Origin of the sequence: Amycolatopsis sp. NPDC101161, assembly GCF_044768185.1 — a bacterium.
Lineage (GTDB): Bacteria > Actinomycetota > Actinomycetes > Mycobacteriales > Pseudonocardiaceae > Amycolatopsis.
In genome coordinates this window covers 231,238-244,951 of record NZ_JBIWPI010000002.1, presented here as the reverse complement: position 1 = coordinate 244,951, position 13,714 = coordinate 231,238, and the positions used below count along the sequence as shown (strand labels likewise).

At 71.2% G+C, this 13,714-nt stretch carries 14 protein-coding genes; 8 read left to right on the top strand and 6 right to left on the bottom strand.

Annotation, left to right across the window (positions count from 1 at the left end):
- Positions 1-62: 62 nt before the first annotated feature.
- From ACIRSS_RS12165 to ACIRSS_RS12145, 5 genes are read left to right on the top strand one after another with little or no spacing between them, the layout of a single operon-like run.
- Complete coding sequence (locus ACIRSS_RS12165; protein WP_400893885.1) at positions 63-1,256, top strand: PP2C family protein-serine/threonine phosphatase; 1,194 nt, start codon at positions 63-65, stop codon at positions 1,254-1,256.
- Positions 1,256-2,779, top strand: a complete 1,524-nt coding sequence (locus tag ACIRSS_RS12160; protein ID WP_400893883.1) for an ATP-binding protein — start codon at positions 1,256-1,258, stop codon at positions 2,777-2,779. The genes ACIRSS_RS12165 and ACIRSS_RS12160 overlap by 1 nt, the downstream gene beginning before the upstream one ends.
- Entirely contained in the window at positions 2,776-3,216 is a 441-nt protein-coding gene (locus tag ACIRSS_RS12155; protein ID WP_400893881.1) for a response regulator, read from the top strand. The genes ACIRSS_RS12160 and ACIRSS_RS12155 overlap by 4 nt, the downstream gene beginning before the upstream one ends.
- A 47-nt stretch (positions 3,217-3,263) precedes the next feature.
- Positions 3,264-3,623, top strand: coding sequence for an STAS domain-containing protein (locus ACIRSS_RS12150; RefSeq protein WP_400893879.1), 360 nt, complete (start codon positions 3,264-3,266; stop codon positions 3,621-3,623).
- Between the two features lie 20 nt (positions 3,624-3,643).
- A complete protein-coding gene (locus ACIRSS_RS12145) occupies positions 3,644-4,075 on the top strand; it encodes an ATP-binding protein (RefSeq protein WP_400893878.1) in 432 nt (143 codons plus the stop codon).
- 39 nt (positions 4,076-4,114) lie between these two features.
- On the opposite strand, the gene ACIRSS_RS12140 is transcribed toward ACIRSS_RS12145, so the two are convergent.
- From ACIRSS_RS12140 to ACIRSS_RS12120, 5 genes are all read right to left on the bottom strand, one after another.
- The gene (locus ACIRSS_RS12140; RefSeq protein WP_400893876.1) at positions 4,115-5,737 is read right to left on the bottom strand and encodes a phospholipase C; all 1,623 of its coding nucleotides are present in this window, start codon (positions 5,735-5,737) and stop codon (positions 4,115-4,117) included.
- A 50-nt stretch (positions 5,738-5,787) separates the two neighbouring features.
- Positions 5,788-6,939, bottom strand: coding sequence for a Dyp-type peroxidase (locus ACIRSS_RS12135; RefSeq protein WP_400897420.1), 1,152 nt, complete (start codon positions 6,937-6,939; stop codon positions 5,788-5,790).
- A 136-nt stretch (positions 6,940-7,075) separates the two neighbouring features.
- The gene (locus ACIRSS_RS12130) at positions 7,076-8,236 is read right to left on the bottom strand and encodes an EfeM/EfeO family lipoprotein (protein WP_400897418.1); all 1,161 of its coding nucleotides are present in this window, start codon (positions 8,234-8,236) and stop codon (positions 7,076-7,078) included.
- 204 nt (positions 8,237-8,440) lie between these two features.
- Positions 8,441-9,223: an ArsR/SmtB family transcription factor gene (locus tag ACIRSS_RS12125; protein ID WP_400893874.1), complete on the bottom strand. Its 783-nt coding sequence runs from the start codon at positions 9,221-9,223 to the stop codon at positions 8,441-8,443.
- Positions 9,224-9,300: 77 nt separating this feature from the next.
- Positions 9,301-9,549 (bottom strand): hypothetical protein, encoded by a 249-nt coding sequence (locus ACIRSS_RS12120; RefSeq protein ID WP_400893872.1) that lies wholly within the window; start codon positions 9,547-9,549, stop codon positions 9,301-9,303.
- On the opposite strand from ACIRSS_RS12120, the gene ACIRSS_RS12115 reads away from it, so the two are divergent.
- From ACIRSS_RS12115 to ACIRSS_RS12105, 3 genes are read left to right on the top strand one after another with little or no spacing between them, the layout of a single operon-like run.
- On the top strand, positions 9,542-10,204 hold the full coding sequence (locus ACIRSS_RS12115) for a hypothetical protein (RefSeq protein ID WP_400893870.1): 663 nt from the start codon (positions 9,542-9,544) through the stop codon (positions 10,202-10,204). The genes ACIRSS_RS12120 and ACIRSS_RS12115 overlap by 8 nt on opposite strands.
- A gap of 40 nt (positions 10,205-10,244) precedes the next feature.
- Positions 10,245-11,036, top strand: coding sequence for a hypothetical protein (locus ACIRSS_RS12110; RefSeq protein ID WP_400893868.1), 792 nt, complete (start codon positions 10,245-10,247; stop codon positions 11,034-11,036).
- Positions 11,033-13,060 (top strand): serine/threonine-protein kinase, encoded by a 2,028-nt coding sequence (locus ACIRSS_RS12105; protein WP_400893866.1) that lies wholly within the window; start codon positions 11,033-11,035, stop codon positions 13,058-13,060. The genes ACIRSS_RS12110 and ACIRSS_RS12105 overlap by 4 nt, the downstream gene beginning before the upstream one ends.
- Here the strand turns inward: ACIRSS_RS12105 and ACIRSS_RS12100 are convergent.
- Positions 13,038-13,460, bottom strand: coding sequence for a hypothetical protein (locus ACIRSS_RS12100; RefSeq protein WP_400893865.1), 423 nt, complete (start codon positions 13,458-13,460; stop codon positions 13,038-13,040). The two genes, ACIRSS_RS12105 and ACIRSS_RS12100, sit on opposite strands and share 23 nt — an antisense overlap.
- Positions 13,461-13,714: the final 254 nt, after the last annotated feature.

The following is a 13,714-nucleotide window of genomic DNA, read 5'->3' as shown; positions in this document are numbered from 1 at the left end:
CAGTGCCGCTAGGGTGATCGTCTGGATGTGCTGGCTCACGAGCAGCCGAACGGGAGAAGCCGGTGACCGCCGCGCAGGACTCATCGTGGGACTCCGGCACCCGTTTGCGCGTGCTGCTCGTCGAGGACGACGACGGCGACGCGCTGCTGGTCGAGGAGATGCTCGCGGACACGTCCGTGCCGTTCTCGCTCGAACGCGTCGAAACGCTCGCGGCCGCGCTGGCCGGCCCGCTCACCGCCGACTGCGTCGTCCTCGACCTGCAGCTGCCCGACGCCATGGGCCTGAGCGGGCTGACGAAGCTCGGCCAGCACGCGCCCGGTGTCGCGATCGTCGTCCTGACCGGCGGGCACGACCAGGCCACCGGCGTCGCCGCGGTCGCCGCCGGCGCGCAGGACTACCTCGTCAAGGACCAGGTCGACGGACCGCTGCTGGTGAAGGCGCTGCGGTTCGCCCGCGAACGCAAGCGCGCCGAGCAGGTCGAGCAGCAGTTCCTGCAGCAGCAGCTGCTCGCCCGGGAAAACGCGCGGCTGGAACGCGGCCTGCTGCCCGTCCCGCTGCTGCGTGACCCGCACCTCGACCTGGCCTCCCGCTACCGCCCGGGCCGCAACGGCTCCCTGCTGGGCGGCGACTTCTACGACGCGATCGAGCTCGCCGACGGCACCGTGCACATGATGATCGGCGACGTCTGCGGCCACGGCCCGGACGAGGCCGCGCTCGGCGTCGCGCTGCGGATCGCGTGGCGGTCGCTGGTGATGGCCGGCCTGCCCATGGCCGACGTGCTGAGCATGGTCGAGCGGGTGCTGGTGCACGAGCGGATCGAGCCGCTGTTCGCCACCGTCTGCATGGTCGTCGTCGCGCCGGACCGACGATCCCTGCGCCTGTCGCTGGCCGGGCACCTGCCGCCGCTGCTGCTCACGCCCGGCGACGGGCACCTCCTGTCCGGCGAACGCCTGGGCGTCCCGCTCGGCGTCGTCGAAGGCACGAAGTGGGAGGCCCTCGAGGTGCCGCTCGACCCGGGCTGGTCGCTGCTGCTCTACACCGACGGCGTGTTCGAGGGCCGCGTCGGCGCCGGGGCCGAGCGGCTCGGCCACGAGCGGATGGCCGCCATCGTCCTGGAGATCCAGCACGAGGCCGGCCTCGCCGGCACCGACCTGCTCGACGAGCTGATCGCCCGCGCCGAACGGCTCAACTCCGGTCCACTCGACGACGACGTCGCCCTCGCCCTGCTCAGCCACGATCCGACAGGACCCCGCTGATGAGCACTGAAGCACGCGGCTGGACGATCCGCCGCTGGCTGAGCCTGTTCGCCGTCGCCGAAGCCGTGCTGCTGCTAGCCGCGGTGGCCGGCGGCGTGATCGCGCTGAACAACCTCACCGAGGCCCGCACCAGCCTCCTCGACGTCATCGGGCCGCAGCGGCTGGCCGCGACGCAGCTGTCGACGGCGTTGCTCAACCAGGAAACCGGCATCCGCGGCTACCAGCTCGGCCGGCGGCCGGACTTCCTCGCGCCGTACACCGACGGCCGCCAGGCCGAAGGTGACGCGGTCAGCCAGCTGCGCCAGCTCGGCGCGCTCCCCGGCACCCAGGCCGGCGACGACCTGGAAGCCGTCCTGCGGGCGGCCGCCGCCTGGCAGGCCGTGGCCGCCCCCGCCGTCGAACCCGGCGCCGGGCCGCCCACCCAGGCGCAGATCGAGCGCAGCCGGATGCTGTTCGTCGCGGTGCGCCAGGCCCTGGGCACCCAGTTCGACCACCTCACCGCCGTCCGCGACGCCGGCCGGGCGGACCTCGACAGCGCGGCGGCCTTCCTGACCGCCATCCTCGTCGCCATCGCCGTGCTGATCGTGCTGCTGTTCGTGGTGCTCTTCCTCGGCCTGCGGCAGGTCATCACCCGGCCGATCCTGCGGCTGGCGGGCGAGGTCCGCCAGGCCGCCGACCGGGACGTCGGCCTCCCGGTGCACGGGAGCGGGCCGCGTGAGATCGCCCAGCTCGGCGCCGACGTCGAAGCCATGCGCCAGCGGATCCTCGACGAGGTCGCCGAGCTCGAACGGGCCCACGCGCTCCTGGACCGCCGGACGCACGAACTGGAGCGGTCGAACGCCGACCTGGAGCAGTTCGCCTACGTCGCTTCGCACGACCTGCAGGAACCGCTGCGGAAGGTGGCGAGCTTCTGCCAGCTGCTCCAGCGCCGCTACGAGGGTCTGCTCGACGAACGCGGCCAGCAGTACATCGAGTACGCGGTCGACGGCGCGAAGCGGATGCAGGTCCTGATCAACGACCTCCTGGCGTTCTCCCGGGTCGGGCGGAAACCGGCCGAGCACGTCGTGACCGACGCGGGCCGGCTGGCCGACGACGCGCTCGCGAACCTGGAGGTCGCGCTGTCGCTCAGCGGCGGCAAGGTCGACCGGGGCGAGCTGCCGGAGGTGCGCGTCGAGCCGGCGCTGATGACGGCGGTGTTCCAGAACCTGATCGGCAACGCCCTGAAGTTCAAGGGCGAGGCACCGCCCGAGGTGCGGGTCACCGCGGACCGCGACGGCGACGAGTGGGTGTTTTCGGTGTCGGACAACGGGATCGGCATCGACGCGGAGTACGCCGAACGGGTCTTCGCGCTGTTCCAGCGGCTGCACACCCGCAACGCGTACCCGGGCACCGGGATCGGTTTGGCCCTGTGCCGCCGGATCGTCGAGTACCACGGCGGCCGGATCTGGCTCGACACCGAAGCCGAGAACACCACCTTCCGCTTCACGCTGCCGGCGGCGACCGAGGACGGCGAGGACGCATGACGTACGCGCACGTTCCGATCGACATCCTGCTCGTCGAAGACGACCCGGGTGACGTGCTGATGACGCGGGAAGCCTTCGAGCACCACAAGATCCGCAACGCGCTGCACGTCGCGAGCGACGGCGTCGAGGCCCTCGAGTTCCTGAACCGCCGCGGGCGCTTCGCCGACGCGCCGCGGCCGGGGCTGATCCTGCTCGACCTCAACCTGCCCCGCAAGGACGGCCGCGAACTGCTCGGCGAGATCAAGCAGGACCCGGAGCTGCGCACCATCCCGGTGGTCGTGCTGACGACGTCCGAAGCGGAGGAGGACATCGTCCGCAGCTACGACCTGCACGCCAACGCCTACGTCACCAAGCCGGTCGACTTCGAGAAGTTCGTCGAGGTGGTCCGGAAGATCGACGAATTCTGGGTCACCGTCGTCAAGCTGCCGCACCGGTGAGGTGCGTCGTTGGCGCGGCGGCGGCGATTGGGGCACCATAAAGCGCCGTGACCTCTTCATCCCGGGATCTGCCCGCCGTCGAGCTGGCGGTCACGCTCGACTGGCGGGGCACGGCCGCGGTGCTGCGCGTCGAGGGGGAGATCGACCTGGTGAGCGCGCCGGAGTTCGAGGAAGTCGTCGACGTCGTGCTGGCCGGCGAGCCGCGGACGCTGGTGGTCGACCTGCGCGGGGTCACGTTCTTCTGCTCGGCGGGGCTGCAGGTGCTCGCGGCGGCGCACCGCCGGCTGCCCGAGCGCGCGCTGCGGGTGGTGAGCGACTCGGCGGTGACGTCGGGGCCGCTGAAGACGACCGGGCTGGACACGTGGATCGGCATCCACGCGACGGTCGACGAAGCGCTGAGCCGGTGACGGGCCCGGAAAGGCAACCGATGGACGAACCCCCGGGACCGTTCCGCCGCCACGGCGTGCAGGCGGAACCCCAGGCCCTGCGGCGGCTCCGGCACGACCTGATGGCGTGGGTCCTCGAGACGGGCGTCGACGCGGACCGGGCGCAGGACATCGTGCTGGCGAGCTACGAAGCTCTGGCGAACGTCGCCGACCACGCGTACGACGGCGCGGGGGCCGGCGTGGTCGACCTCGACGCGACGGCGCACCCGGACCGGATCGAGGTGGTCATCGGCGACCACGGCCGGTGGCGGACCCCGGTGGTGGACCCGCGCCCGGTTTCCCCGCGCGGGCGCGGGTTGCTGCTGCTGCGGGCGAGCGCCGACCGCGCGGACATCGCGTCCGGCGAGTCGGGGACCGTGGTGACGCTGGCGTGGGACCTGGCCCCGGCGGTCGTGAGTGAGAAACAGGGTTAGCACCCCGTTTCCCACTCACGACGAGCCGCGGCAGAGCTACTAGCTGTGCGCCACCGCACCGGTCTTCGGGTCGAGCGTGACCTTCTTCGCTTCCGGCCACCAGAAGTCGAACATCCCGTTCAACGTCCCCGCCCGGGAGTCGAAGGACGAGTCGCCGACGCGGCCGGTGAACCAGTTGTCCTCGATGAACTTCAGCACCGAGGTCTGGTCCGTCTGCGTGTGGTCGACGTGGTTCACCTTGCTGTACGGCGAAACCACCAGCAGCGGCAGCCGCGGGCCGTAGCCGCAGCGGTCGGCGTAGGTGCCCACCTTCGTCGGCTTGCCCGTGCACACCGCCTGGTCCTGCGCGGCGTCGTGCGAGCCGTTGATGATCTGCGAAGAGGCGTGGTCGTACCAGCCGTCGGAGTCGTCGTAGGCCAGCACGATGGCCGTGGACTTCCACTCCGGCGACTGCTGGATCTTGTTGATCTCGCTGACGACGAACTGCTGCTCGTCCAGCGGGTCCGAGTAACCCGCGTGGCCGTCCTGGTACTCCGGGGCCTTCAGGAAGCTCACCGCGGGCATCGAGCCGGCCTTCAGCGAGTCGTCGAAGTCCGAGATGTCGTACTGGTGGTTGGCGCGGTCGGTCTGGCCGATCGCCCGCACCGACGACGGCGCGAGGTGCTTCGGGTTCGCCGTCGACGGGTAGTACTGGAACGGCTCGTGGTGCGGGCTGTAGTCCACCACGGCGTTGCCGCCCAGGTTCGTGTGCTTCTGGCCGCAGACCGCGTACCCGTTGGCTTCGCCGGTCGGGCGGAAGCCGCCCTGGAACCAGCCCCACGTCACGCGGCGCTGGTTGAGCAGGTCACCGATGTTGCGGCCCTGCATGGTGGCCAGGTTGTCCTTGCTCGTGTGGTTCTTGCCCGAGCAGTCGTCCCAGGCCGGGTCCGGGTCGTTGATGACCGTGCCGACACCATTCGCGTCCGGCGACGACACCACGTAGGAGTCGCTGACCGGCTTGTGCGTCACCGGGTCGACCGCCTGGCCGCCGTGCGTCTGGCCCGAGATGAGGTTCAGCGCGCCCGGCGTGGACGGGCCGAACACGGTGTTGAACGAGTTGTCGTTCAGCGCGTAGTGCTGGGCGTAGTTCCACATGCCCGTGACGGTGTTGCCGTCGTAGTAGTCCATCACCAGGCCGGGCTCGCCGAACAGCACCGGCTGGCCGGTGCACTTGTCCGTCTCGGTCTTCTCGACGAACTTGTCCATCTTGCCGCCGTTGAACGCGGCCTGCTCGGCGCCGTAGTTGTGGTTCTGGTCGCAGGTCATCGCCTGCTCGTGCGTGAGCCGCTTCGGGTCGTACGCGTTCGGGTTGTTCGTCAACAGCTTCTTGTCGAGGCCGTTGACCTTCGGGGTGTTGCGCGCGGCGGTGAACGGGGTGCCGTCGGTGTTGGCCGCGTTAGGGTAGGTGCCGAAGTAGTGGTCGAACGAGATGTTCTCGCCGAAGATGACCACGACGTGCTTGATCGGCGTGGCCGTGGGGATCCAGTGGGCCGGGAAGACGTTCAGCGGCTGGGCGTCCGCGGTGGTCGACGCGGAGCCGGTGACGACGGCCAGCGTGGCCACCGAGGCGAGGGCCCCGGCGCCGAGCAGGCCGCGCCGTCGCCGGCGGGTTCTCTTGTCCACAGTGGATGTTCCTTTCGTGGTGCGGCTGTTCATTTCTACGGAGTGCCGGTTCAGGCGAGCAATGCGCGGCCGAAGTGGTCGTCCGGCCCGGTGACGCCCGGCAGCGCGAAGAAGTAGCCGCCGCCGAACGGGGAGATGTAGTCGGTCAGGGGTTCGTCGGCCAGCCGCGTCTGGACCGCTTCGAACTGGCGCTCCAGGTCCTGCTGGTAGCAGACGAAGACCAGGCCCATGTCGAGGTTGCCGTTGCTGTCGACGCCGCGGTCGTAGTTCACCGCGCGGCGCAGGATCCGGCTCGAGTCGGTCTCCGGCGTCCGCGGGTTGGCCTTGCGGATGTGGCTGGTCAGCGGGATGACGGTGCCGATCGGGTCGTCGGCGTAGCGGGGGACGTCGGTCTCCTCGGTGCCGTCGAGCGGGGCGCCGGTGTCGCGGCGGCGGCCGAACATGTTCTCCTGCTCGGCCAGCGAGACCCGGTCCCAGAACTCGACCAGCATCCGGATCAGCCGGACCACCTGGTAGCTGCCGCCCGCGGCCCAGGCGGGATCCCCGGGTGTCCACACGAGACGGTCGAAGTCGGCTTCCTCCGGGTTCGAGGTGCCGTCCTTGAAGCCCATCAGGTTCCGCGGCGTCCCGGCCGGGCGCGGCGGGGAGCTGAAGCCGTTGATCTTCCACCGCGGCTGCATGCCCCCGCGCGTCGCGCGGGCGATGTCGCGCAGCGCGTGCAGCACGGTGTCGGTGGAGTTCGCGGAGAGGGTGAGGCTGAGGTCGCCGTGGCACTGGGCCGGGTCGAGGGCGTCGTTCGGGAACGTCGTCATCGGCTTCAGCTTGGCGGGCTTGAGTTTCGCGAGACCGTACCGGTCGTCGAAGAGCGAGGCGCCGACCCCGAGGACGACACCCAGGTCACCACCGGGCACCACGGGACCGAGCACCCCGGAGTCCGCGGGCGGCGCGCTGATCCCGAGCGAGGCGGGCGCCCCGCCCCCGGTGAGGAACCGCGCCCGATCGGTGACGGCCCGGAAGAGCTCGGTGAGCTCGGCTTTCGACTCGGCGACGACGTCGAAAGAGGCGACGACGGTCTGGGTGGGCGGCTTCCGCAGGATGGCGCCCTGGTGCGGACCGTGGAAGGGCACGGGCGCGGTGCTGTCGGTGACGGCGGAGGAGGCCCCCAGCCCGGCGCCGGCGGCAACGGTCAGTCCGGCCCCCATGGCGGCGCGGCGCAGGAAGGAGCGGCGCGGCAACCCGGCCGGGTGCGGTACGGGGCAGCGAGACTGGTCGGTCACGAGACCCTCCTCGGCCGGCTGGTGCCCGCGGAGCTGGTCACGGTTCCGCGCGGTCGGCCCATCACGAGACCCTCCTCGGCTCGGCGATCGCCGCGACCGGGGCCAGCAGCTCCGTCAGCTCGCTCACATCGGCGTTCAGCTTCTGCCTTTCCTTCTGCGGCAGCTGAGCCAGCGGCGTCCAGCTCCCGTCGGGCCGGTGCGCCGCGTCCAAAAAGGACTGCGTGCGCGTCAGCCAGGTGTCCACCTTGGACAGATCCGGGTACCGGGGCGCGAGCAGCGGGCGGAGCACGTCCAGCACCGCGCGCGTGCCGTCGAGGTTGGCGCGCGCCGTCGCCAGGTTGGTGCCGCTGCCGTAGTCCGTGCGGCCCGTCAGCTCGAACTGCAGCGTGTTCTCCATGATCTCGTGCGCGCGCAGGCCGAGGTCGTTGCCGTCGACCTGGCTGTTGCCGAAGGACGCCTGCAGCGCGCGGGCGTCGGTGTCGAGCCGGTCGGCCACCGCGCCCAGCGCCCCCAGGTCCTCGCCGTGCCAAAGACCCTGTTCGAGGCGGTGGAAGCCGGTGAAGCCCGCGTCCGACGTGCCGTTCGGGAGGCCATCGGCGGTGCCGTTGAGCGCGCCGTCGGAGTCACCGAACGCGTTGTACGCCGCGCCCAGCCGCTCGTACGTCAGGTGGGCCGTCAGCCACGCCGTCTCGCTCGCCGCGCGGTCGCCGCCGTGGACCGCGTTCTTCAGCGCGCCCGTGTCCGCGACCAGCTCGCCGAGCCCGGTCGTGACGTGCTGCTGGTAGGCCTTGAGCGGCCCGAGCAGGTCGTTGTGCGTCACCGGTGCGACGCCCGGGCCGGTCCGCTCGGCACCGCCGCTGACCTGCACGGCCGGTCCGACGATCGCGCTCGTGTCCTCGGGCAGGCAGCGGAACGCGTAGCTGCCGTTGCCGAGGTTGACCTGCAGCGGCCGGGTGGTCGCCGGGCCGAGGCCCTCGACCTCGCCGTAGATCACGCCGGTCGCCGGGTCGATCAGGTCGACCTCGGCGGTCACCGAACCCGTGTTGTGCAGGCGGAACGTCTGCGGTCCCGGCTTCGGGTCCGCCCAGCCGGTGCCGCACGCCGAGCGCGACACCGCGATCTCGGGGTCGCCGGCCGACGCGCTGTCCGGCCAGAACGCCACGACGGCCCCCGCCGCGGCGGCCACGACCACGGCCGCCACCACTACCCAGCGGGTACGCACTGACCCCGGCACGCCTGCTCTCCCGTCACTCGATCGGACCATCACCGGTCACGGATTATGCGACCCTAGCGCCCGGAAAACCGCATCGGATGCCGTCGAGAGGAGGGAATTCACCGGGACTTCAGCCCGGCGCCCACGAAAGGGGGAGAAATCAGACGATTGTGTGTGCCAGATCTGTCGGATTGGACGGTTTGGTCCGGTTGGTCACGCTGCCGGCAGCGGGGAACCGGTCTCCAGCAGCGTCTTCAGGCTGGACAGCAGCGCCGGCCAGCCCTGGCTGCACATCGCCATGACCGTGCTGCCGGGCTCGAAACCGTCGTGCAGGACCGTCAGCTTCACGGTTTCCCCCTGCGGTTCCAGCGTGAAAGTGACCTTCGAGCGGCCTTCCCGCTGCAGTTTCGCGAGCGTTTCGGCGTCGATTCCGTTTCCGTTCGCCCATTCCTCGGTGAACGTGTGCCAGGTGTAGGAAAGGCGGCGGTACGGGTCCGCTTCGAGGACGACCTGCTCGGGGTGGCTCGTTTTCGCGCCGCTTTCCGCCCAGGTCATCGGCGACCCCTTTGTCCAGTCGGTTTCGAACGCGACGCCCCAGTACTGGCGGGTGAACGCCGGTTCGGTAAGCGCTTGCCAGAGCTTTTCCGGGGTCGTGCTGATGTAGGTGGTGTACGCGAATTCGTTCATCGGTTCGGACTCCAGGGCTCGTTTCAGATCGGCGAGCGCGCCGGCCCGCCGGCGGTCGTAGCGGGTCAGCCAGCGCTCGCTGATCGCGTTGATCGGCGCGGCGTCGAGGTAGTGCAGTTTTTCGCGGCCGCGCCAGGTCGTCGTGACCAGTCCGGCCGCCTCGAGCACGGCCAGGTGCTTGCTGACCGACTGGCGGGCCATGTCCAGTCCCGCGCACAGCTCGCGCAGGGTCTGGCCGTTGCGCTCGTTGAGCACGTCCAGCAGCCGGCGGCGGCTGGGGTCGGCCAGGGCCTTGAACACCTCGTCCATCGCGCCCTCTCGTGACATGCAGCCGTTTGGCTGCCTATTCACGATAGGCAGCCAAACGGCTGCATGTCAACCGGGGATCACCGGAAGCGGATCACCGTGATGCCCGCGAGCACGAAGAACACCAGGATGACGAGCGTGCCGGTCTGCCCGCCGGACGAGCGGGTCACGACCTGGTCGACCGCGCCGGTCAGCCGCACGCCGCATTCGGCGACGACGGTGTGCCGCCCCGCCTCGATCCGGGTGAACTGGACCGGCGCGGTGAAGGCGCCGGAGCTGTCGGCGTAGGCGGAGCCGACCTCGGTGCCGTCGGCGGTCAGTGTGACCATCCGGCCCGGCTCGCAGCCCTTCCCGGACGCCGACAGCTCGTCGCCGGGCTTGACGCTCGGCCGGTCGAGCACCAGTTCGCCCGGCTTCGGCGCGGTGCTGGTGGTCGCCGGGGTGCCGGGTGTCGTGGGGGTGGTGGACGTCGGCGGCGGGGTCGTGGTGGTCGGCGGGGTGGTGGTCGTGCTCGGCGGGGTCGTGGTGGTGCCGGGCCGGGTCGGGCGTGTGGTTACCGGCGGTGCTGGTGTGGTGGTGGTCGGCGGCGGGGGTGTCGTGGTGGGGATCCCAGTAACGACGAACGTGCCGCTGGCGGTTTCTTTCTGGCTCGTGCAGGTCGCGGTCACGGTGTGTGGGCCCGGTGCCGCGCCGGTGGGCACGGTCGCTGGAAACGAGCCACTGGTCGCCGGGGCCACCTTCGAACCGAGAGAGGTTCCTTCCCAGGTGAAATTGATGATTCGGCAAACGGCGAAACCGTTCCAAGAAATGGTGAACGAACTTCCCGCCGGCCCGCTCGACGGTTTCAAACCAACCGACGGGGGAACTTGTGCGTTACCCGTGCTCGCCAGTGCGAGCAGAAGCAACGTTCCGGCCACGGCGCCGAAAAACAGCCGAACCACGAATCGCATTGGGACGTCCCTCCCCGGTGTGTGCTCGCTGTAGCATTCCGGACCAGTCGGATAACGCAAGTAGGGGATGCCCAATGGGACGTGTCATCGCGGCGGGGGTTGCGTTGGGTTTGTGCGCCGTACTGCTCGGCGCGCCACCAGCTTCGGCGGACGCCGGCTCGCTCGACGTGCAGGCGTCGATCGACGGGCGGCCGGTCGCGGACGCCACCGTCCCGATCGACCCGGGCCAGCAGGTCGAGCTGCAGGTCGTCGCGACCAACTCCGGCACCGCGCCGGTGAAGGTCCGCAGCGTGCGGCTCTCCGGCGTCGCGCTCGCCCTGACGTTCTTCGCCTACGACACGACGGCGCCCTTCGAAGTGCCGGCGCGGGGCTCGATCACCCGGACGTTCGTGCTCGACCTCGGCGACCTCACCGGACAGGCGACGGGACTGCTGCCGTCGTCGGTCGAGCTGCTCGACGCCCAGCGCGCGACGCTCGGCGAAGCGACCACCGTCGCCGACGTCCAGGGCTCCTTCTGGTCGGTCTACGGCGTCTTCGGCCTGGCGATGCTCGTGCTCACCGTGCTCGCGTGGCTGACCGCGCTGCTCGCGCTGGCCCGGCACCGGCTGGCGCCCAACCGCTGGCGCCGCGGCCTGCGGTTCCTGCCCGCCGGGTTCGGCACCGGCCTGGTCGCGGTGATCACGCTGTCGGTGCTGCGGCTGGTCCCGCCGGAGCCGGCGGTCGAGATCCCGGTGGTGCTCGGCGCCGCGGCGATCGCGTTCCTGCTCGGCTACCTGACGCCGCATCCCGCGCCACCGCCGGTCGTCACCGACAGTGACACCACGGTCCGGATGGCGGTCCCGCCGACGCAGGAATTCACCCGATGAGCGCACCGGCCGAGCTGGTCGCCGCCCTGCCGCAGTACGACATCGGGGCGGAGATCGGCGAAGGCGGCATGGGCGTCGTGTTCGCCGGGACGCACCGGACGCTCGGGCGGCACGTCGCGATCAAGCAGCTGCCGTGGGACGTGCTCAACCACGCGGCGAGCAGCGAGCTGTTCGACCGCGAGGCGCGCGTGCTGGCCAGCCTGGACCACCCGCACATCGTGCCGGTGTACGACTACGTCCGCACCGGGCGCGAGCACCTGCTGGTGATGGAGCGCCTCGACGGCGGCACCGTGCACAGCCGGTTCCACGGCGACGGCGTCAGCGGCGAACAGGCGTGCGCGATCGGCCTGGCGATGCTCGCCGGGCTGCACGCGGCGCACCGGGCGGGCGTGCTGCACCTGGACGTCAAGCCGCGCAACCTGCTGTTCAACCTGCAGGGCGTGGTGAAGGTGGCCGACTTCGGCATCGCCCGGGTGATCAGCGAGGGCGCGACCCTGGTCACGCACGGTGGCGAAATCCTCGGCACGCCGGCGTACATCGCGCCGGAGCAGGCGATGGGCAACGCGCTGAGCCCGGCGGCCGACGTGTACGCGGCGGGCACGGTGCTGTACGAGCTGCTGGCCCGGGAGCTGCCGTTCGACAACACGCGCGGCGCGATCAGCATGATGCGCCAGCACATGTTCACGGACCCGAAGCCGATTTCGGGGGTACCGATGCCGATCGCCGGCGTGATCATGCGCGCGCTGGCCCGCGAGCTGGACGCGCGGTACCGCGAGGCGGAGTCGTTCGCGGCCGATTTGGCGGCCGCGGCGACGGCGGTTTACGGGCCGGGGTGGCTGGAGCGGTCCGGGGTGCCGGTGCTGCACTTGACGCCCCGGGTGATCGCGGGGTTGAACTCGCCGACGGCGCCGCAGGGCGACGAGCGCACGCGACCGGTGAGAAGGCCGACGGGTCCCAACGCGACACTGGTGGCGACGAGCGGCGGGTTGGACACGGCACCCGCCTCGCCGGGCGGCGCCGGGCTCGGCGTGGCAGGTGGTCCCGGAGGCTCGGCCGGCGGCTTCGCGCCGGGCCTGGCAGGCGGTTCCGAGGCCGGTTATGCCGGCGGCCCTGGATCCGGCGCGGGCGCTGGCGGCGGCTTCGGGCCGGGCTCTGCTGGCGGCGCGGGCCTGGCGGGCGGTTCCGAGGCCCGCTTTGCCGGCGGCCCTGGATCGGGCTCGGCGGCAGGCGCGGGTGGCCCCGGCTCCGCGGCCGGCTTTGGTGGCCCGGGTTCCGGCCCGACCGGCGGCGCGCTCGCCCCGGATTCCGACTCTTCCAACCGCTCGCGGGCCGCCGCCGTTCTCTGGCTGCGGCTGGCCGCCGCGGCCGCCGCCGTTGTGCTGGTCATCCTTGCGCTGCTCAATCCCGAACGATTGCCCCACGAGGCGTCGCCCACCCTGCTGCTCGGCGGCACCCGGGTCACCTCGCCCGTCGAAGTGGACCTCAGCAAGCCGCTCATCCTCGCCGGGGCCGGGAATCCCGGACGGGTCGCGCTCAGCCTGTCCGCCGCCGGGATTCCGCTCGGCTCGGCCGAAACCCTCGCCAAGCCGGCCGGCAACGGCTTCACCGCCGAGCTCACCCTGCCGGCGATCGCGCGGTGGGTGGTCGGCGGGGCGGTCACCGCGACCGTCCAGACCGGGCTCGTCACCCAGACCTTCACCCTGCTCACCAGCCAGCACCCGCTGGCCAGCGCGATGGGCGCGGGCAGCCTGATCCTGGCGCTGTTCGCGCTCGCCTACCTCGAATCCGGGCTGCGGACCATCCGCAACGGCCACCGCTGGCGCGGCGCGGCGTTCGGCGGCCCGGTGCTGGGGCTGCTGTTCGGCGCCGTCGCGTGGCTGTGCATCTCCGTGCTGCGCGTGCACGAACCTTCGCCGGGGTTCGGCGCCGGGTGCGCCGTCGCGGGTGCGGTCGCGGCGGGGCTCGTCGTCGCGGCGGCGCGGCGCCGGGCGTCCACTGTGGTCAGTCGACCATCCGGACGGTGACGTGCGGGCTGTAGCTCTTGCGCCGGCTCCACCCGGTTTCCGCGCAGAGGCTCAGCTGGATCGCGCGGTCGGCCGGCGCCCAGTAGCCGGTGCGGACGAAGTAGCCCTCCATCGTGGTCAGCGCGCCGAGCCGCTTGCGGGCCGAGCACATCTCCCAGCCCCACTGGCGTCCGGACTTCTCGACGCCGTTGCGGCGCACGGACAGGCACGGGTTGCCGACCGCGCGGATGTCGGCGTCACCCTCGGTGACGTAGACGACGCCGTCGATCTTGTAGAACCGGTTGTTGTCGAGCAGGGACACCTGCCCGGAGAGCGTGACCCCGACGCGCCCACCTTCGTCGCCCGTGAGCGTCCAATCGAGACAGAATTCCTGGACCGGGAGTTCCAGCGACTGGGTCATGGCGAGTTCCCCTGTTCTAGGCTGAGCGTCCCCCTCAGAAGATAGGGAAAATCCGGACGCCGGGAAGGGGCCGGGACGATCTTCACCCGAAGCGGTTTCCGATCGAGGAATGCCTTGCCGCGCATGGGTTTTCAGGCGATGGGGTGACGTCGGGCACGCGAGGTGACATCGGCGCGTCTCTCCGGGTGGCGCCGTCCGTACGGTCGGGTCTGTTCCCGGCTTGATCACGGTCCGTGAGGTAAAAGTAAAGGAAC